General features: G+C 68.7%; 16 protein-coding genes. 8 read left to right on the top strand and 8 right to left on the bottom strand.

All coding sequences use genetic code 11. The annotated features are described in order from the left end of the window. Positions 1–843, top strand: an 843-nt coding sequence (locus ACZ7OI_RS43450; RefSeq protein WP_470269938.1) for an NDP-hexose 2,3-dehydratase family protein, incomplete at its 5' end; no start/stop codon positions are given. Positions 844–1254: 411 nt separating this feature from the next. On the opposite strand, the gene ACZ7OI_RS43455 is transcribed toward ACZ7OI_RS43450, so the two are convergent. From ACZ7OI_RS43455 to ACZ7OI_RS43485, 7 genes are all read right to left on the bottom strand, one after another. After that, positions 1255–2253 (bottom strand): Gfo/Idh/MocA family protein, encoded by a 999-nt coding sequence (locus ACZ7OI_RS43455; protein ID WP_470269939.1) that lies wholly within the window; start codon positions 2251–2253, stop codon positions 1255–1257. A gap of 17 nt (positions 2254–2270) precedes the next feature. Further along, positions 2271–2939 (bottom strand): TylF/MycF/NovP-related O-methyltransferase, encoded by a 669-nt coding sequence (locus ACZ7OI_RS43460; RefSeq protein WP_470269940.1) that lies wholly within the window; start codon positions 2937–2939, stop codon positions 2271–2273. Between the two features lie 7 nt (positions 2940–2946). Further along, positions 2947–3969, bottom strand: a complete 1023-nt coding sequence (locus tag ACZ7OI_RS43465; RefSeq protein ID WP_470269941.1) for a class I SAM-dependent methyltransferase — start codon at positions 3967–3969, stop codon at positions 2947–2949. 53 nt (positions 3970–4022) lie between these two features. Beyond that, positions 4023–5045: a Gfo/Idh/MocA family protein gene (locus ACZ7OI_RS43470; RefSeq protein ID WP_470269942.1), complete on the bottom strand. Its 1023-nt coding sequence runs from the start codon at positions 5043–5045 to the stop codon at positions 4023–4025. A gap of 150 nt (positions 5046–5195) precedes the next feature. Beyond that, positions 5196–6506, bottom strand: coding sequence for a lipopolysaccharide biosynthesis protein RfbH (gene rfbH / locus ACZ7OI_RS43475; protein WP_470269943.1), 1311 nt, complete (start codon positions 6504–6506; stop codon positions 5196–5198). 83 nt (positions 6507–6589) lie between these two features. Continuing rightward, complete coding sequence (locus ACZ7OI_RS43480) at positions 6590–7342, bottom strand: NAD-dependent epimerase/dehydratase family protein (RefSeq protein WP_470269944.1); 753 nt, start codon at positions 7340–7342, stop codon at positions 6590–6592. Positions 7343–7369: 27 nt separating this feature from the next. Next, the gene (locus tag ACZ7OI_RS43485; protein ID WP_470269945.1) at positions 7370–8590 is read right to left on the bottom strand and encodes a nucleotide disphospho-sugar-binding domain-containing protein; all 1221 of its coding nucleotides are present in this window, start codon (positions 8588–8590) and stop codon (positions 7370–7372) included. Positions 8591–8755: 165 nt separating this feature from the next. Here ACZ7OI_RS43485 and ACZ7OI_RS43490 point away from each other — a divergent pair, with 165 nt between their 5' ends. Further along, complete coding sequence (locus ACZ7OI_RS43490; RefSeq protein WP_470269946.1) at positions 8756–9994, top strand: nucleotide disphospho-sugar-binding domain-containing protein; 1239 nt, start codon at positions 8756–8758, stop codon at positions 9992–9994. Positions 9995–10078: 84 nt separating this feature from the next. On the opposite strand, the gene ACZ7OI_RS43495 is transcribed toward ACZ7OI_RS43490, so the two are convergent. Continuing rightward, positions 10079–11644, bottom strand: coding sequence for an MFS transporter (locus ACZ7OI_RS43495; RefSeq protein WP_470269947.1), 1566 nt, complete (start codon positions 11642–11644; stop codon positions 10079–10081). A 150-nt stretch (positions 11645–11794) separates the two neighbouring features. Here ACZ7OI_RS43495 and ACZ7OI_RS43500 point away from each other — a divergent pair, with 150 nt between their 5' ends. The 6 genes from ACZ7OI_RS43500 to ACZ7OI_RS43525 all read left to right on the top strand — a co-directional run bounded on the left by ACZ7OI_RS43500 (position 11795) and on the right by ACZ7OI_RS43525 (position 17455). Next, positions 11795–12400, top strand: a complete 606-nt coding sequence (locus ACZ7OI_RS43500; RefSeq protein WP_470269948.1) for a TetR/AcrR family transcriptional regulator C-terminal domain-containing protein — start codon at positions 11795–11797, stop codon at positions 12398–12400. Positions 12401–13212: 812 nt separating this feature from the next. Beyond that, positions 13213–13965, top strand: coding sequence for an AfsR/SARP family transcriptional regulator (locus ACZ7OI_RS43505; RefSeq protein ID WP_470269949.1), 753 nt, complete (start codon positions 13213–13215; stop codon positions 13963–13965). 178 nt (positions 13966–14143) lie between these two features. Beyond that, complete coding sequence (locus ACZ7OI_RS43510) at positions 14144–14395, top strand: acyl carrier protein (protein WP_037812007.1); 252 nt, start codon at positions 14144–14146, stop codon at positions 14393–14395. 5 nt (positions 14396–14400) lie between these two features. Beyond that, positions 14401–15648, top strand: coding sequence for a beta-ketoacyl-[acyl-carrier-protein] synthase family protein (locus ACZ7OI_RS43515; RefSeq protein WP_470231359.1), 1248 nt, complete (start codon positions 14401–14403; stop codon positions 15646–15648). Then, positions 15645–16724, top strand: a complete 1080-nt coding sequence (locus ACZ7OI_RS43520; protein WP_470269950.1) for a beta-ketoacyl synthase N-terminal-like domain-containing protein — start codon at positions 15645–15647, stop codon at positions 16722–16724. Before ACZ7OI_RS43515 ends, ACZ7OI_RS43520 begins: the two co-directional genes overlap by 4 nt. Further along, positions 16721–17455 (top strand): beta-ketoacyl-ACP reductase, encoded by a 735-nt coding sequence (locus ACZ7OI_RS43525; RefSeq protein WP_470269951.1) that lies wholly within the window; start codon positions 16721–16723, stop codon positions 17453–17455. Before ACZ7OI_RS43520 ends, ACZ7OI_RS43525 begins: the two co-directional genes overlap by 4 nt. Positions 17456–17521 lie beyond the last annotated feature (66 nt).

A 17521-nucleotide genomic window follows, 5' to 3' on the forward strand; every position in this document is an offset into this window, starting at 1 on the left:
GGAGCCTGGTTCCTCCACAAACGCAACCGCAACATGATCGTCGAAACCACCCGGGACATCCCCCGCCACGACGACTTCTGCTGGCTCACCATCGGCCAAATACACCACCTCCTCAACCACGACAACATCATCAACATGAACACCCGCTCGCTCCTGGCCGCCATGACGTACACGCTGCCGGGTCCCGCGGAACGGCCGCTGCACACCATGTCGCAGATCCGCGGGCACCTCATCGAGGTCAAAGCCAGGGCGGAAATGCTCCGCCAGTCCATCGGACTGAAACACACGGAGCGCTGGTACCACGACGATTCGGCGATCGCCCACGACGAAGGGAAGTATTTCTCGATCATCGCCGTCGAAATCGGAGCCGCGAACCGGGAGGTCGACCGGTGGGCGCAACCGCTGGTCGCGCCCACCGGCCGCGGCGTGTGCGGCTTGCTGGTCAAGCAGATCAACGGGACCTGGCACCTGCTGGCCAACGCCCGGATCGAGGCCGGACTGCCCGACGTCGCGGAACTGGGCCCGACGGTCCAATGCACCCCGGGCAATTACGCGAGTTCGCCGCGGTATTGGGACACGATCACCGAGGCGCCGCCGGAACGGCTGCGCTTCGACACGACGCTGTCCGAGGAGGGTGCCCGGTTCTACGAGGCGACGAGCCGGTATGTCATCGCGGAGGCCGGGGACGAGTTCGATGACGACGTACCGGACGGATTCATCTGGATTTCGGTGGCTCAGGCGACCGAACTCCTGCAGCAGAATTATTTCTTCACCATTCAGGCACGGACCCTGATCGCGGCGATGCACAGCACGTTGCTGGCGGAGGGATCTCACCGCGGGTGACGTGCCATTCCCGCTCCACCGCACCAAAAGCTTCGGGCAGGCGCTCGGCGACCGGGACGGTTGTCGAGCGCCTGCCCGAGGAACAGCTCACTCGCGGCTTCGCCGCGCCGGGATCACGACCCCAGTCGTAACGCGCTGGCAGCCGCCGCTGTCCGGAGACGAGTTCGATGACGACATACCGGACGGATTCATCTGGATTTCGAACTCCTGCAGCGGAACTACTTCTTCACCATCCAGGCACGAACCCTGATCGCGGCGATGCACAGCACCCTGCTGGCCGACGGATCCCACCGCGGGTGACATGCCAATCCCGCTCCACCGCACTAAAAAACCGGGCAGGCCCTCGACGACAATGACGTCGTCGAGGACCTGCCCGAGGAACAGCTCATCCGCAGCTTCGCCGCGCCGGATTCACGACCCCAGTCGAGACGCGCTAGCAGCAACCGTGTTGATGTCGTCGACCAGCTTCGCCTGACGGAGGATGTCCTCGCCCTCCTTGCGGTATTCGTCCACTTCGGACACTGTCGCGGCGAACGCGCGCGCGATATTGGCGAACTGGTCGTCGGCCGGGACCTGGATCTCCTCGACCCGTCCGTCGCGTTCCAGGCGGATGACGGGGCGATGGTCGCTCGGCGTGGTGAACGGACGCTGCACGCTCAAGCAGCCGCGGGTGCCCCACAGCTCGTAGGACGCGCGATAGTAGTGGTCGTAACCGAAGGTGAGATTGGCGGTCACCCCGGCGGCGGAGGTCAGCATCGCGGCGCCGGAGACCGGCACCCGATGCGACCCGTGCCGCAGGTGCGCGGCCGCGACGGTCAGCTCCGGTCCCAGAAACAGCTGCGCCGCGCGGACCGGATAGACGCCGACGTCGAACAGTGCGCTGCCGCCGAGCTCGGGCGAGTACCGGATGTCGCCTTCGGGAAGCGGCGGCATTCCGAAGGCGGCGGAGAACGCCCGCAGCTCGCCGAGCACGCCGTCGCCGACCAGCTGTCGCACCACGTCGTGCTGGCGGTGCCGCAGGAACATGAAGCTCTCGACCAGAAGCCGCTTGGTCTTCCTGGCCAGCGCCACCACCTCGCACGCGTCGGCGTAAGTGGTGACGCTCGGTTTCTCGACCAGGACGTGCTTGCCCGCCAGCAGCGCCCGCCGGATCCACTCGGTGTGGAGTCCGGCGGGCAGCGGCAGGTAGATCGCGTCCACGTCGTCCCGGCACAGCAGGCGCTCGTAGCCGACGACCGGCTCGCAGCCGAAGCGGGCGGCGAACTCCGCCGCCCGCTCGTGGCTGCGGCTGGCCACCGCCCGGAGGTCGATCGACGGCTCCGCGGCCATCGCGGGCAGCATCTTGCGCCACGCGATGCTCGCACAGCCCAATACTCCGATCCGGACCACGCCGCGGGACATCATCAGCATCAGGTCTCCCTCTGTGCTCAGCCGATGCGCTGGTACCGGCCGTAGGCCAGATCGCCCTCGCCGACGAGCACTTCGACCGGTGTCGGCGACCCGAAGTACTCCTCGCAGGCCTGCTTCACGCCGGGGAATTTCACCACGGTACGCGGATTGACGACCGGGTCGGCGTAGTCGTCGAGCACGAGCACTCCGCCCACAGCCAGCCGCGGCACGCACTCTTGCAGCGAGACCAGCGTCGAGGAGTACAGGTCGCCGTCGAAGTAGCCGAACGCGATGCCGTCGGGCAGCTGGGTCGGCAGGGTGTCGGCGAACCAGCCGGCGTGAATCCGCGGCGGGGTGCGGTCCCAGTGGACGAACAGGTCGATCAGTTCGTGCCGGCGCGCGGTCATCACCCCGGTCGGCAGGACGATCTCGTCCTCCTCGGTGGACTCGGGCAGACCGCGGAACGAGTCGTAGACGTGGATCTCGCGGTCGTCTCCCAGCGCGTCGAGCACCGCGCGCATCCAGATGGTCATCGCGCCCCGGAAGCACCCGAGCTCGACGACCGGGCCGGCCACGCCGTCGGCGACGACGCGCTCCAACTCGTTGCGCACGTGCAGAAGCCGGTCCGGGTCGACGGTTTCGCCGTGTTCGGTCAGCAGCCAGTCCCGCAGCTGCTCGGGGATCTCGCGGGCAATCGTCCTGGTCATGGCGGCCTCAGACCCGCTCGGCGGTGAACACGGTGTGCATCGCGTTCTCGTCGGTGTGCACCGCGAAGCCGTCGAACCCGGCGGCCTTCAGCATTCGCTCGTAGGTGCTGATCGAGTGCGTCTCCCCGGTGAAGGTCATCACCAGCATGATCACCGAGAACATGTACGGCAGCGGGTTGGTCGAGGGGGTGTCGGTGTCGGTGCGGGTGTGCCCGGAGATCGCGATCCGGCCGCCGGGACGCACCGCGCTCGCCATCCGCTTGAGCAGGACGGTCGCCTGTTCCTCGGAAAAATGGTGCAGCACATTGGTGATCATGACGATGTCGTACGGCCCGCCCAGCGGGACCTCGAACATGTCGCCCGGCAGCGGGGTCCACCGGTCGGCGAGCTCCAGCCGTTCGGCGTTGCGCTTGGTGTGCTCGAGCACGTGCGGCCAGTCAAGACCGGTGATCGTCGCGCGCGGCTCCTGGGCGGCGAAGAAGAATCCGTACGAGCCGTGGCTGCACGCCACGTCCAGCACCCGGACGCTGTCCTGCTCCGCGGCCCACGGCTTCAGCTGCCCGGCCATCACGTTGGCCGCGCCGTTCTGGAACCAGTTCATGTGCTCGGCGAACTCTTCCCAGTACGAGAAATCCGGGGTGAGCGCGTGGGTGTCCATCACCGAGCCGCCCTTGCGCACGGCTTCGGCCAGCCGCCACTGGGCCTCCCACTCCCATTTGCTCACGCCGATCTTCACGGCGGGGCCGAAGAACTGAGGGCTGCTGGAGAGCAGGTGCTTTTCGCCGCCTTCCGCGAGGACGTAGTCCGTCCCGCTGACTTCGAGCAGGCCGTTCGCGGCCAGCGCGTCGAGCAGGATCCGCGTGCCGCGCGGGTCGGCGCCGACGGCCAGCGCGACGCGCTCCGCGTCCGCGCCCTTCTCGCCGATCGCGTCGAAGACGTTCAGCTCCAAAGCCGCGCGCAGCAACGCGGTCTGCACGTAACCGCGCATCATCGCGTGCAGCGCCTTGGGTGTCACGACGGAGGTTGTCATCGATTTTCCTTCCTGAACCGGATGATGGGGGCCTAGCGGGTTCTCACCGGGTCTCACGCCCGGCCGGCGGTGTCGTCGAGGCTCGGGCTTCCCGCGCGGGGACTCAGCCCGGCCGCCTGGTAGGAGTCGTCGACCAGGCGCATCAGCGCGATCGCGTCCTCCGGCCCGGTCGGCACCGGTTCCCCGGTGCGCACCGCCCGCACGAACGCCCGCAGCTGATGCGCGTAGCTGGTCCCCGCGCGGAACCGCTCGATGCGGCGGATCCCGTCGACGTCGGTCTGGAATTTGTGCCACAGCTGGGGAATCACGAAGTTGCTCACCCGCATGGTGCCGCGGTCGCCGATCGCGTACGCCGACAGCGACGTCTTCGGTTGCGGCCGCAGGGTCATCGAGCACCTGATCCGGCCGGTGGTGCCGTCGGGGAAACGAAGGTCGACAGTCATCGCACTGTCCACATTGGGCTTCGCCAGTTTCGCGGACGCGGACACGACCTCCGGCTCGGCGCCGGCGAGCAGCCGGGCGCAGTGCAAGGCGTAGCAGCCGCACATCATCATCGACCCGCCCGCCAGCTCGTAGCCCGCCATGACCGGGTCCTTGCGCAGATTGGGCCAGCACAGGTTCGCTTCGACGTGCCGGATCCGGCCGATCTCGCCGGTCTCGGCCAGCTGCCCCATCCGGGCGGCGAGCGGGTGGTACCGGTAGTGCAGCCCGTGCAGCAGCACGCGGCCCTCGGCGTCAGCCACCTTCGCCACCGCGCGTGCCTCGTCGGCGTTGGCAGTCAACGGCTTCTCGCACAACACATGCTTGCCGGCCCGCAGCGCCTTGACCGTCCACTCGGCATGCGCGGCGTTCGGCAGCGCGATGTACAGCGCGTCCAGCGACGGGTCGTCGACCAGCGCCTGGTACCCCTCGACCGCGTGCGGAATCCGGAACTTGCGGGCGAACGCCGCGGCCCGGTCCAGGTCCCGGGCCGCGACGGCGGCGACAGAGACGTCCGGGTTCTTGCGGGCGGGCCTGATCAGCGCGTCGCCCGCGGCTCTGGCCGCTCCCAGAATGCCGATCCTCAGCTCAGACATCGTTCCCCTCATCGACGTGGTGGCCGGCTTCTCCGACCCGATCGGACGGAACTTCCCCATCGTCGGCAGGAACCCACGAGGATGGTTCAAGACCTCGTGGAGTCCGGCCGCACTGCTCCGAATAGTCCTATGTGGACAGATGGCTGGCCGCTACCCGCGACGGGCCGCGACGAACTCCCGGATCGACGCGGCCACGTAGTCGATCATCTCGGTGGTCAGCCCGGGATACACCCCGAGCCAGAACGTCCGGTCGGTGATGATGTCGCTGTTGGCCAGTTCTTCGGCGACCCGGAACTCGCGGTCGAGGAAGCCGGGATGCCGGGTGATGTTGCTGCCGAACAGCAACCGCGTCCCGATCCGCCTGCTGCCGAGGAACCGCAGCAGTTCGTCGCGTTCGAAGTTCGCCTCCGGCGTCAGCGTCACCGCGAACCCGAACCAGCTGGGGTCGCTTCCCGGCGTCGCCGAGGGCAGCAGCAACTCCGGCAGGTCGGCCAGATCGTCGCGCAGCCGTTGCCAGTTCCGCCTGCGCGCGGCGCCGAACTCGTCGAGCCTGGTCAGCTGGCTCAGCCCCAGCGCAGCTTGGATGTCGGTGGCCTTGAGGTTGTAGCCGACGTGGGAGAACGTGTACTTGTGGTCGTAGCCCGCCGGCAGTTTGCCCAGCTGGTAGCCGAACCGCTTGCGGCAGGTGTCGTCCTCTCCCGGCTCGCACCAGCAATCCCGCCCCCAGTCCCGCATCGACTCCACGATCCGGGCCAGCACCAGGTTGTCGGTGAGCACGCAGCCGCCCTCGCCGGTGGTGATGTGGTGGGCCGGGTAGAAGCTCACCGTCGTCAGGTCGCCGAACGTGCCGGTCATCCGGCCCCGGTAGGTCGACCCGACGGCGTCGCAGTTGTCCTCGACGAGGAACAGGCCGCGTTCCTCGGCCAGTGCGGCGATTTCCTCGGCCTCGAACGGGTTTCCCAGCGCGTGCGCCACCATGATCGCCTTGGTGCGCGGTCCGATCGCGGCCCGCACGCGTTCCGCCGTGGTGTTGTAGGTGCCGAGTTCCACGTCGACGAACACCGGTGTCATGTTGTTCTGCAGGATCGGGCTGATCGTCGTCGGGAACCCCGCCGCGACCGTCACCACCTCGTCGCCCGCACGCAGCCGGTGCTCGCCCAGCTGCGGCGAGGTCAGCGCCGCCAACGCCAGCAGGTTCGCCGACGAACCGGAGTTCGTCATGTGCGCCTTGCGCAGCCCCAGCACCCGGGCGAAGGACCGCTCGAACTTCCGGGACACCACGCCGGCGGCGATGCGCATCTCCAGCGCGGCCTCCACCAGTGCCACCCGGTCCTCCATGGCGAGCACGGCGCCGGAGGGCCCGATGGGGGTGACGCCGGGGACGAACTCCTGGTCGCCGATGCTGTGCGCGTGATACTCGGCGACCTGCTCGAGAATCCGTGCTTTGGCATCGCTAGACATGCCCACCTCCAGTTCGAGGGCTCGTCCTCACGATGCCCGGCCTTGTCGAACAACCGTCGAAGAGAGTCATCCGGGGCCGCCGGTCACAACGGCGTTCCGGCGAAGGCCGCCAGGTACTTGTCGAGCACCGTGCGGAAGTAGTCCGGTCCGAAGTCCATGGCCGCCGCGCACGGCGCGAGCGCGCGCAGCTTCTCCACCGAAACAGCCTGCGCCCGAGGGGAATCGCTGAACCGCCGTTCGGCCTTGCGCCCGAGCCGCAGCTCCAGGTGGTCCACGATCTGCTCCACCGGGATCGCCACCCCGGACGCCACGTTCACGATCTCCCGGCTGACCCCGGCGGCCAGCAGATCGTCGATGATCTGCACTACGTCGTCGACGTCGATCAGGTCGCGCTGCGCGCCGCGCTGGATTGTCACCGCGCCCCAGCGGATCTGCGCGGCCAGCGACGGCAACAGCTGGTGCGCGGGCTGCCGCGGTCCCACCACGTGGGCGAGGCGCAGGATCAGATAGTCCGCTGTGGACGAAGCGAGCGCCGTCTCCAACGCGAGCTTGTGCCTGCCGTACGGCGTGGCCGGGAAGACCGGCCCGCTCTCCTCCCCCGCACGTCCGGGCACCGAATACATGCCCGCGGACGCGGTGGAGAAGAACACCAGCCTTTCTCCTCGGCGGGCGCACCGGTCGGCCGTTTCGTACAGCACGGCGGCTTCGCGCCCGTAGTCGTCGTGTGAGGTCTCGCTGGTCGCCGAAACCCCGACGGCCAGCACGACGGTCCCCGGATGGGCCGACGCGATTTTCCGCAAGTGCCCGGCGAGGAATCCGCGCCCGACGATCTGCATGTCCGCCCCTTCTCCGTTCAACTTCGCCTAGTGCCCGGATCCGAGGGTGACCAGCTCCGCCACCACGTCCGCCGGGCTCGGTTGCGCCTCGATCTCGGCACGCAGCGCGGTCGCGGCGTCCCGGTGCCGGGGCTCGTGGATCAGCTGGGCGACGGCGTCCCGGATCGTGCCCGCGTCCGTGGTGTCCTGGTCCAGATGCAGGCCCGCGCCAGTGGTGGCGAGCTGCCGCGTGTTGTACTCGCCCTCGCGGATCTTGGTCACGCCCAGCTGCGGCACGCCGCACGCCGCAGCCGTCATCAGCGTGCCGGTGCCGCCGGTGTGCACGATCGCGTCCGCGCCGGCCAGCAGCCCGTTCAACGGCGCCCAGCCGACAGTGCGCACGTTCCCGGGGAGCCCCCGCAGGCTCTGCCGCTGCTCCTCATCGGTCGCGCCGACGGTGAGCAGGACCTCCACGTCCAGTTCGGCGATGGTGGCGGCCACGTCGCGGAAGCGGTCGATGACCTGCTGTCCCATCTTGCGTTGCTGGCTGGTCCCCCACGTGACGCAGACGCGCGGGCGCTCGCCGGGACGCGTCAGCCAATCCGGCGTCCGGCCGGAGCCGTTGTACGGGAGGTAGCGCATGGGAATCGGATTGACCGCCTCCGCCGCGGGCGATCCCATCACCGTCTCCGCCCACCGCATGTTCGCCGGGCGCGGGTCCACCCACGCGACCGGATCGTGCACCGGCTCGACGCCGAAGCGGGCGAACAGTTTCTCGTAGCGGGGCCAGGTTTCGCCGCCGATCAGGTCCTTGAACTCCGGCCGCAGCCAGCGCGCCATCCCGTAAAGGTGGCCGATGGCCGGGATGCCCAGCGCGGTCGCGGCCACCAGGCCGCCGAACGTGACGGGGTCGTAGACGATGGCGTCCGCTCGCCATGCCCTGGCGTACTCGACGAGGTCGTCGACCATGTTCTCGCTGAACTCGCACAGCAGGCCGGCGATGTTCTCCATCACTCTGGCCTGCATGACCTCCTCCGGCTCGGACTCGGTCTTGCGGACCGGCGCGAGCGCGCCGGAGGCGAGGATCGCCTCCAGGTCGATGTCCCGGCCGACGGCCGCGCCGGGCAGTCCAGTGCCGTCCACGGCGGGCATGAGGCCGGGGGTGCTCGCCATTCGCACCTCGTGCCCGGCCGCGAGCGCCGCCCAGGCGAGCGGGACCAGCGGCAGCAGGTGTGCGCGTTCGAAGTACGTCGTGAACAGCAGTCGCATCTGGCTTCACCTTTCGTGGCGGCGGCGACCGATGCTCGCAACCACGCCTGGACCCGCGATCCAGAATCGACGGAGGCCGGGCTGGACAGCCGGTCCAGCCACGGTCGAACCGCCGTCGCGACACTGCCGGGGCAATCGTCTCTTCTCGGCTGGTCGGAGTGTGGTATGCGCGTTTTATTCACGGTGTCGAACTGGGCGGGCGACTACTTCTGCATGGTCGCCCAGGCGTGGGCGCTGCAGTCCGCGGGCCACGAGGTCCGCGTGGTGTGCGCCGGACAACAAGCGGACACGGTCAGCAGGGCCGGCCTGACGGCGGTGCCGATCCTGGCCCCGCTGGACATGAACTCGCTCGCCCGGCTCGGCCTGCTGCTCAAGCAGACCGCGGGCACGCGGATTCTGCCCGGGCTGCCGCTGCCGCTGCACCCGGTCACCGGGGACCGTCTCGAATCGCTCGAAGACGTGGACCTCGAGCAGGTGCAGATCCAGATGTGGATGTCGATGTCCGAGGCGCTCATCGGCAACAGCGACGCGGTCGTCGAGTTCGCGAAGTCGTGGCGGCCGGATTTGGTGTGCTACAGCCTGATGAACGAGGACGGCCCGCTGGCGGCGCGCGTAGCCGGCGTCCCTGCGGTGTACTGCCCTCCGGGGTTCTTCGGGGTGAACGAGACCGGGCACCTCAACCTCGGTCTGCCGGACCCCGCCGGGGTGTTCGCGCGGCACGGCCTTGCCCCGTGGGACCGCGGCCAGACCGAGCACGTCCTCGACCCGACCCCGCTCGCGGTGTTGCCGGACCACGGCAATGCCGTGCACCACGCAAGCCAGTACGTGCCCTACAACGGCGCCGGCACCCTGCCGGAGTGGGTGTGGGCGCGGGACAACCGGTCCGGTCGCAAGCACGTGTGCATCCTCTGGGGACGTTCGGCGATCGGGCTGTTCGGCAATGAGCCGGAAGCTCTTTCGCACGCGGTGAAAGCGTCTGTCGAACTCGGCGCCGACGTCGTGCTGGTGGTGGCGGAGGAGCAGGCGCGGCACCTCGGGCCGCTGCCGGAGAACGTGCGGGTGGCGCGCAACTTTCCGGTCCATCTGGTGCTGCAGTCCAGCGACGCGGTGGTGCACCACGGCAGCGGCAATCCGTTGATGAACGCGCTCGCGTGCGGGGTGCCGCAGGTGGCCTTGCCGTTGTCGGACGACGCGATCGAGGTGGGGCGGCGCTGCGACCGCACCGGAGCCTCCGCCACGTTGCCCGGTTTCCTCGCCGGGTACGAGGAAATCCGGTCCGCGATCGCCGGAGCCCTCGACGACCCCGCACAGCGGCACGCCGCGGAAGCCGTCCGCGATGAGCTGGCGGCGCGGCCGGACCCGCTGCGGTTGGTTCGGACGCTGGAGGACCTCGCCGCCGGCTGACGCGGAAGGGCCCGCCACCCGTTGGGGGTTGCCGGGTGGCGGGCCCTCGGGTCCTGCCCGCGCGAGGGCGCGGGGCAGGAGGAATCAGACAGCCGCGGCCGGGTCGGTCACCGGCTCCGCCTTGGCCGCCTCGGTCACCACCGGCTCCTTGAAGAACAGGCTCACCAGGAACGCCAGCGCGAGGGTTGCCGCACCGAGCAGGAACACCGCGTGCAGGCCGCTGAGGAACGCGTCGAGCACCTGATGCTGCTGCTCCGTCGGCAGCTGTTGCATGCCCGCCACGCTGATCGACCCGTTCTCCGACGCGGTGCGCCCGGCGAGCGCCGGGGGAACCTCCGCGAGGAACCGGCTGGCCAGCAACGCGCCGAACACCGCGGGACCGAGCGACTGGCCGATCATCCGCATGAACGCCGCCGCCGTGGACGCGGTGCCGACGTCGCTGAAGTCCACGGTGTTCTGCACGGCCGCGGTCGGCACCTGGTTGAGCTGCCCGATGCCGAGGCCGAACACCGCCAGATACAAACTGACCAGCCAGAACGACGTGGTCTCGTCCAGCGTGGCGCACAGCGCGACCGACGCGGCGGCGGCCACGCTGCCGACGACCGGGAACGGGCGGTACCGGTTGAACTTCGAGATCAGCGTGCCGCTGAGCAACAGGCCGAGCAGCATGCCGATGATCATCGGCATCAGGTGCACACAGGTGTCGAGCGCACCGAGCCCGCGCACGATCCGCATGTACAGCGCCATGTAGAACGCCATGCCCAGCAAGGCGAAACCGGTCAGCACGGCCAGGATCACCGTGACCCGGAACGTGCTGTTGCGGAAGAGCGACAGCGGCAGGATCGGGTCGCTGGCCCGGCGCTCCAGCAGGAAGAAGATCAGCAGCAGCACCGCGCCCGCCGCGCCGAGGATCCACGGCGACGCCCAGGCGTAGGGCAGGAGGTCGTGCTCGGTGGTGAGCAGGATGGCGCCCACCGCGAGAACCATCGCGACGGCTCCGGCGAAATCGACCCGGCCGCCGCGCTTGCCGACCGGAACCTTGGGCGCGAGAGCCACGGCGGCCGCCACGATCAGCGTGAGCGGCACGTTGATCAGGAACGCCCCGCGCCAGGTGACGGTCATGCCGAGCACGACGTGGGTGTCGGCGAAGAACCCGCCCACCACCGGTCCGGCGATGATGCCGATCAGCGTGACGCCGCCGACGTAACCGCCGTACTTCGCCCGGTCCCGCGGCGGGGCCAGCTGGCCGATGATCACCATGGCCACGCTCATCAGCCCGCCCGCGCCAAGGCCCTGCACGCCGCGGAACGCGATGAGCGCGGGCATGGACGTCGCCATCCCGCACAGCAGCGAGCCCCCGACGAAGATCGCCAGCGCGACCAGCATGATCCGTTTGCCGCCGAGACGGTCGGCGAGCTTGCCGTACAGCGGGGTCGTCACGCCGAGCGCGAGGGTGTACACGGTCAGGACCCAGCGGCTGTCGTCAACGCCGTGCAGCGGGTCCAGTTCCTTGATGATCGAGTACATCGCGACGTTGACCACCATCATGTCCATCGCCGCCAGCAGCGAGGCGAGCACGAGCGCACCCACCACCAGGTTCAGTCGGGGGTGGCCAGCTTCTGGCGGGACACCGACCTGGGCGTCGCTCATCCACCTCATCTCCCATCCGGTTCTTTGGCACGGGACGCCGTGCCGTGGTATCCAACAAGGGCATCTAACGATGACAAGGAAAACGTCTAACAGTGTTAGAGTGAAGCACTAACACTGTTAGGTTGTCAACTGCGCGCCGAGGAGAGACCCGTGGCACTGAGCCGAGCCGACATCGTGCAAGCCGCCCTTCAACTTCTGGACGAGGTCGGCTTGGAGGGCCTGTCCCTGCGCGGGCTGGCCACGAAGCTGGGCGTGAAGGCGGCCACCCTGTACTGGCATGTCAAGAACAAGCAGGAACTGATCGACGAGATGGCGGCGGCCATGATGGCCACCGCCTGGCAGCACGACATCCCCAAGCCCAGCGAACCCTGGGACATCTGGCTGACCTGGATGGCCCGCACCCAGCGCGCGGGCATGCTGTCCCGCCGCGACGGGGCGCTGCTGGCGGTGCGCAGCAGCCAGACCGACGACCAGTGGGAGGCGGTGGAGGGCCTGCTGCACCTGCTGCAGCGGGACGGCCTCGGCCTCGACGACGCGATGCGCGGCGTCGGCGCTTTGACGAACTTCGTGCTCGGTTCCACGCTGGAGGAGCAGCAGGCCGCGGGCCGCGAAGAGGCGGTGACGAACACTCAGGAGTCCGGGACGTTCCCGCTCTCGGCACGCGCGCTGACCGGCACGAAGGACTTCGACGCGATGTTCGAGCACGGCCTCGCGCTGATCCTCGACGGCATGCGTCAGCGGGTCAAAGACTCGTAAGGATCGCCCGCCGGTCTCGTCCGCCGCTCGCCGCGGAGGGCCGGACAGGGCGGATCGAGACCGGTCGGCAGGTTTCGCGCCACGGCGCGTCCGGTGCCGGCGTCGAGTCCCTTTAGTTCCAAAAGTCGCACCGAAACCCTTCGATCGCACTGCCGTGGCGGTCGGAGGGTTTTTCATGTCCGCGATACGGCGTCGCTCCAAAGTGGACGGACGAGCGCATCGGTCTCCCCGGCCGAAAGCGGGAGAAGTTCGCAAAATTCCGCTGTTACGACTCGGCAGGCCGAAGCGGAGAGATTGCACGCTGGCGCAATAGCGATTCTGTCCCAGCTGTCGAGAAGCGAGGAAGTCCGTTCACGATGTCGAATGCCGTGGGCGACTCTGGGGAACAACAGAAACACCCTGCGTCGCCGGAGCGCTAATAAATAACCATTCGCCGACTCTGCGACTAAGGGCAGAAATGTTGCCCGGAACCGCAAATAGAACTCTCCCCGGATCGAAAAATGCAGCGCCGCCCCGGCCGCGTTAATTGATTCAACACCGTACCGGCGAGTACGACAAGGTATTCGCCGCAGGAGGGCCCCTTGGGGGAGGTAACACCACTGTCCTGACTGGTGCCAGCACCACCATCGGGAGGTCGGGGCCGGTAAATCGGGAGGTCCTTCCTATTCGGAGCGCGAAACTGTCGAACATGACGGCAGCTCATTACCCCAATCGGAGGTAGACCGTCTTTTCAAGTTCTGACATGCTCGGCTCGGCCGACAGCTCGGTGCGTGGGGTCACTTGAGACGGGCTATTTTGCCTCAGGGGTAGATATGGAAATTGAGCTATTGGGATCGGTGACCCTTCGGCAAGCCGGCCGGAGGCACGGAGTCGCGTCGCGAAAGGTGCGGACTGTGCTCGCGTTGCTGGCCTTGTCGCCGGGGGTGCCGTTGTCCCTGGACACTCTCGCGGACGAACTGTGGGCCGACAAACCGGTCGCTAACGTGCGCAACGCCTTGCAGGCCAACATCGCCCGGTTGCGGAAGCTCGTGTTCACCGTGACCGGCGAGCGCGAGGTGGTCCGCACGGTCAGCAGCGGTTATCTGATGACTGTGCCCGCCGAAGCGGTCGACGCGCATCGGTTCTCCGCTCTGGCACAGCGCGGCGCGGGCCTGCTCGGCCAGGATCCGCGCGCCGCCATCACCGTGTTCGAGCAGGCGTTGCGGCTCTGGCGCGGGCCGGCGTTGCTCGACGTGGCCGACTGCACCCGCTGCCGGATGGCCGCCGAGCAGCTCAACGAGCATCGGCTGAGCGTGCAGGAGGACCTGATCTCCGCGCGGCTGCAAGTCGGGGAACATCACGGGCTTTCCCATGACCTGAAACAACTCGTCGCCGAGAACCCGGCCCGCGAGCGGCTCAGCGAGTACCTGATGATCTCGCTCTACCGCGACGGCAGGCAGGGCGAGGCGGTGTCGGTCTTCCACAGCACCCGGCAGTGGCTGAGCGCCGAACTCGGGCTGGAGCCGGGGCCGGGGCTGCGCCGGTTGTACCAGTCCATCCTGATGCAGGACCAGGTTCTCGACTGAGCCGTCGGTTTCTCTTCCACGGCGCCAGCATGGCAGTCCCCGATGACCGCCTGCTGACAGCGCGCCGACGGATCAGGGGCGTCAGGGGCCTGTCAGAACGGGGTCAGGCGGGTGTCACCGCTCGCCGCTAGTTTCGGGCCGGTCCCAGAACCGGTCCCTGACTATCGGGAGTGCCCCCATGACGACAGCCGTCTCCGAACGCATGCAGCAGATCCGCGAGATCGTCTGCACGCACCTCGAACTCGACGACGCCGAGCTCACCGAAACCAGCGATTTCGCCGACGACCACGAGGCGGATTCGCTGTCGCTGATGGACGTGCTGGCCGCGCTGGAGAAGAAGTTCGGCGTCACGATCGACCAGGCGCAGTTCGCCAGGATGACCAACCTGCGCGCGGTGTACGAGGTCGTGTCGGAATCCGCGAGCTGGTAGAGACCATGTCGACGAGCATCGGACGCCGAGTCGTCATCACCGGATGCGGTGTCGTGTCCAGCATCGGCATCGGCGTCCGGGAGTTCACCTCCGCGCTGCGCGCCGGGCGCAGCAACGTCCGGCCGATCTCGGTGTTCGACACCACCGGGTTCGCCCACGACAACGGCTGCGAGGTCACCGACTTCGAGCCCGCCCAGTGGATTCGCACGCTCGACCCCGGCGATCTCGGCCGGGCGAGCCGGTTCTCCACCGCCGCCGCACGCCTCGCCGTCGAGGATTCGGGGCTGCCGCTGGAAACCCTGCGCGCCGCGCGCACGCTCGTCTCGGTGGGCAGCACCGACGGCGAGGCGCACGAACTCGACGGCCTGGTGGCGCAGGAACTCTCCGCCGGGCTGGCCGGGCTCGACCCGCGACTGGTGCGCCGCACCTCCGCGGGCCGGCTCGCCACGTCGATCGCGCGCGAGCTGGAGCTGACCGACGTCGAGACCGGGACCATCGCGACGGCGTGTTCGGCGGGCAACTACGCCATCGGCAACTCGCTCGACGCGATCCGGTGCGGGGACGCGGAGTTCGCCCTCTGCGGCGGCGCGGATGCGCTGTGCCGCAAGACGTTCACCTCGTTCTACCGGTTGCGCAGCATCGCCCCGGACTGCTGCCGTCCCTTCGACCGCAACCGGATGGGCATCCTCACCGGCGAGGGCGCGGGCATCCTCCTGCTGGAGAGCCTGGACTCCGCGCTCGCCCGCGGCGCCCGGATCTACGCGGAGGTGCTGGGGTACGGCATGTCCTGCGACGCGCACCATCCGGTGGCGCCGCATCAGGCCGGGATCGCCCGCTGCATGGAACTGGCATTGGCCGACGCCGGGGTCAAACCCGCCGAGATCGACCTGATCTCCGCGCACGGCACCGGGACGAAAGCCAACGACATGACCGAATCCGCCGCGATCCGCGACCTCTTCGGGCCGAAGCCGCCGCGGACGGTGTCGATGAAGTCCATGCTGGGGCACTCGATGGGCGCGGCGAGCGCGCTGGCCGCGATCGGCTGTTCGATCGCGCTCACCGAGCAGTTCATCCCGCCCACCATCAACCACCGCGACACCGACCCGGACTGCCCGGTGGACTGCGTGCCCAACGAATCCGTCGACGCCGACCTCGACATCGTGCAGAACAACGGCTGGGCCTTCGGCGGCAACAACGCCGTGGTCCTGCTCGGCCGGTACGAGCGGCAACCCCGAGAAGAGGCCGTGCGATGACCGCACCTGCTCGGCACCGTCCGGTCATCTCGGCCTGGACGGCCATTTCCCCCTTCGGCTACGGCCGGCAAGCGTTCGCCGACGGCGTTCGCTCCCGGCGCGAGCCCGCCGTCGACCCGGGAGGACCGGGCGATCCGGCGGCCGTCGTGCCCGGCTTCGACGTGCGCGAAATGTTCGGCCGCAAGAAAACCCGGGCGATGAACCGGGTCAGCGGGCTCACCGTGGCGGCCGCGCAGCAGCTGCTCGCCGACATGGAACTGGCTCCGGACGGCGACCGCGAGCACATCGGGTTCGTGCTCGGCACCACGACCGGCAGCGCGCAGAGCATGATGGACCTGACCCGCGCGTCGATCACCGGCGAACAGCCCGACCACGTCGAGCCCGCCGCCGTTCCCGGCACGGTGATGAACTGCGCGGCCGGGCAGGCCGCGATCTGGCACGGGCTCAAGGGGCCCAACGCGACGATCGCCGCCGGTCGCACCACTGGGTTGCAGGCGCTGAACTACGCCCGCCGCCTGCTGATGACCGAACGCGCGGCGCAGGTGCTGTGCGGTGCCGCCGAAGAAAATTCCGATGCGCGGTCGTGGCTGGAGCACCACCGGCGCGGCGGGTCGGCGACGCTCGGCGAAGGCTGTGCGATGTTCCTGCTGGAACCGGCGGATTCGGCCGATCCGCGCAGCGTGCTGGCGACGTTGACCGGCATCGACTCGCGGATCTGCCTCGACGGCGACCTCGCCGGAACCTTGCACGCCACCGTGTCCTCGCTGCTGAAACGGTCTGGCGTTGCGGCGGAACGGGTGTGGGCGGCGGTCGGCAGTGGGTTCCCCGCTGGGTCGGAGCGGCCGGAGGACGTGACGCTGCGGCAGTTGTTCGGCGACGAAGTGACGGACCGCGTGCCGCCGGTGGATCTCATCGGCGATACCTCGGCGGCGACCGCGTTGTTCGGTCTGGCCTCGGTGCTCAGCATCGCGGACGGAGCCGATCACGGCGAACAGGACCATATTGTCGTCACCGCTTGCGACGACGACGGTTCGGTGGCCTGCGCGCTGCTGCAGCTCGGCGGTGAGCCCCGATGAGCAGAACCGCGCTCGTCACCGGCGGCTCCCGCGGGATCGGCCGGGCCGTCGTGCTCCGCCTGGCACAGGACGGATTCGACGTCGCTTTCTGCTATCACAGCAACCAAACCGCGGCGGACGGGCTGGTCAAGGAGGTTCTCGACCTTGGAGTTCGGGTCGAGGCCAGCCAGGTCGACGTGGCCGACGGCGAGGCGGTCACGGCGTGGGTGGAGCGCACGGCTGACGAGTTCGGCGCGCCGGACGCGCTGGTCACCTCGGCGGGGATCACCCGGGACGGTTCGCTCGCGCTGATGTCCGAGCCGGACTGGTCGAGTGTCCTGCGCACGAATCTCGACGGCGTCTTCCACGCGTGCCGTCCCGCCGTGTTCCGGATGATCAAACGCCGCACCGGAAGCGTGGTGACACTCTCCTCGGTGTCCGGCGTGCACGGCAATCCGACGCAGACCAACTACTCCGCAGCCAAGAGCGGGGTGCTCGGCTTCACGAAGGCGCTGGCCAAAGAGGTCGGCCGGTACGGGGTGCGCGTCAACTCCGTCGCGCCGGGCCTGATCGAGACCGACATGCTCGGCAAGCTCAGCGAAGCGACCCGCGAGAAGATGCTGCGGGCCGTTCCGCTGCGCCGCTTCGGCAGGCCGGAAGAGGTCGCCGACCTGGTGTCTTTCCTGGTTTCCGAACGCGCCTCCTACATCACCGGCAGCGTTTTCGAGGTGGACGGCGGCTTCGTCGTCTGACCGCTCCTTCTCCCCCGCGGCCGCGCACGCAGCGCGTGCCGCTTCCTATCCGTGCGCTGGCGAAAG

Source organism: Amycolatopsis sp. NPDC114503 (assembly GCF_055633655.1).

What these genes read in the sequence shown, in the direction of transcription:
- ACZ7OI_RS43455 (WP_470269939.1), bottom strand. Translation starts at nt 2,253, where the DNA reads ATGCTGATGATGTCCCGCGGCGTGGTCCGGATCGGAGTATTGGGCTGT.
- ACZ7OI_RS43460 (WP_470269940.1), bottom strand. Translation starts at nt 2,939, where the DNA reads ATGACCAGGACGATTGCCCGCGAGATCCCCGAGCAGCTGCGGGACTGG.
- ACZ7OI_RS43465 (WP_470269941.1), bottom strand. Translation starts at nt 3,969, where the DNA reads ATGACAACCTCCGTCGTGACACCCAAGGCGCTGCACGCGATGATGCGC.
- ACZ7OI_RS43470 (WP_470269942.1), bottom strand. Translation starts at nt 5,045, where the DNA reads ATGTCTGAGCTGAGGATCGGCATTCTGGGAGCGGCCAGAGCCGCGGGC.
- rfbH (WP_470269943.1), bottom strand. Translation starts at nt 6,506, where the DNA reads ATGTCTAGCGATGCCAAAGCACGGATTCTCGAGCAGGTCGCCGAGTAT.
- ACZ7OI_RS43480 (WP_470269944.1), bottom strand. Translation starts at nt 7,342, where the DNA reads ATGCAGATCGTCGGGCGCGGATTCCTCGCCGGGCACTTGCGGAAAATC.
- ACZ7OI_RS43485 (WP_470269945.1), bottom strand. Translation starts at nt 8,590, where the DNA reads ATGCGACTGCTGTTCACGACGTACTTCGAACGCGCACACCTGCTGCCG.
- ACZ7OI_RS43490 (WP_470269946.1), top strand. Translation starts at nt 8,756, where the DNA reads ATGCGCGTTTTATTCACGGTGTCGAACTGGGCGGGCGACTACTTCTGC.
- ACZ7OI_RS43495 (WP_470269947.1), bottom strand. Translation starts at nt 11,644, where the DNA reads ATGAGCGACGCCCAGGTCGGTGTCCCGCCAGAAGCTGGCCACCCCCGA.
- ACZ7OI_RS43505 (WP_470269949.1), top strand. Translation starts at nt 13,213, where the DNA reads ATGGAAATTGAGCTATTGGGATCGGTGACCCTTCGGCAAGCCGGCCGG.
- ACZ7OI_RS43510 (WP_037812007.1), top strand. Translation starts at nt 14,144, where the DNA reads ATGACGACAGCCGTCTCCGAACGCATGCAGCAGATCCGCGAGATCGTC.
- ACZ7OI_RS43515 (WP_470231359.1), top strand. Translation starts at nt 14,401, where the DNA reads ATGTCGACGAGCATCGGACGCCGAGTCGTCATCACCGGATGCGGTGTC.
- ACZ7OI_RS43520 (WP_470269950.1), top strand. Translation starts at nt 15,645, where the DNA reads ATGACCGCACCTGCTCGGCACCGTCCGGTCATCTCGGCCTGGACGGCC.
- ACZ7OI_RS43525 (WP_470269951.1), top strand. Translation starts at nt 16,721, where the DNA reads ATGAGCAGAACCGCGCTCGTCACCGGCGGCTCCCGCGGGATCGGCCGG.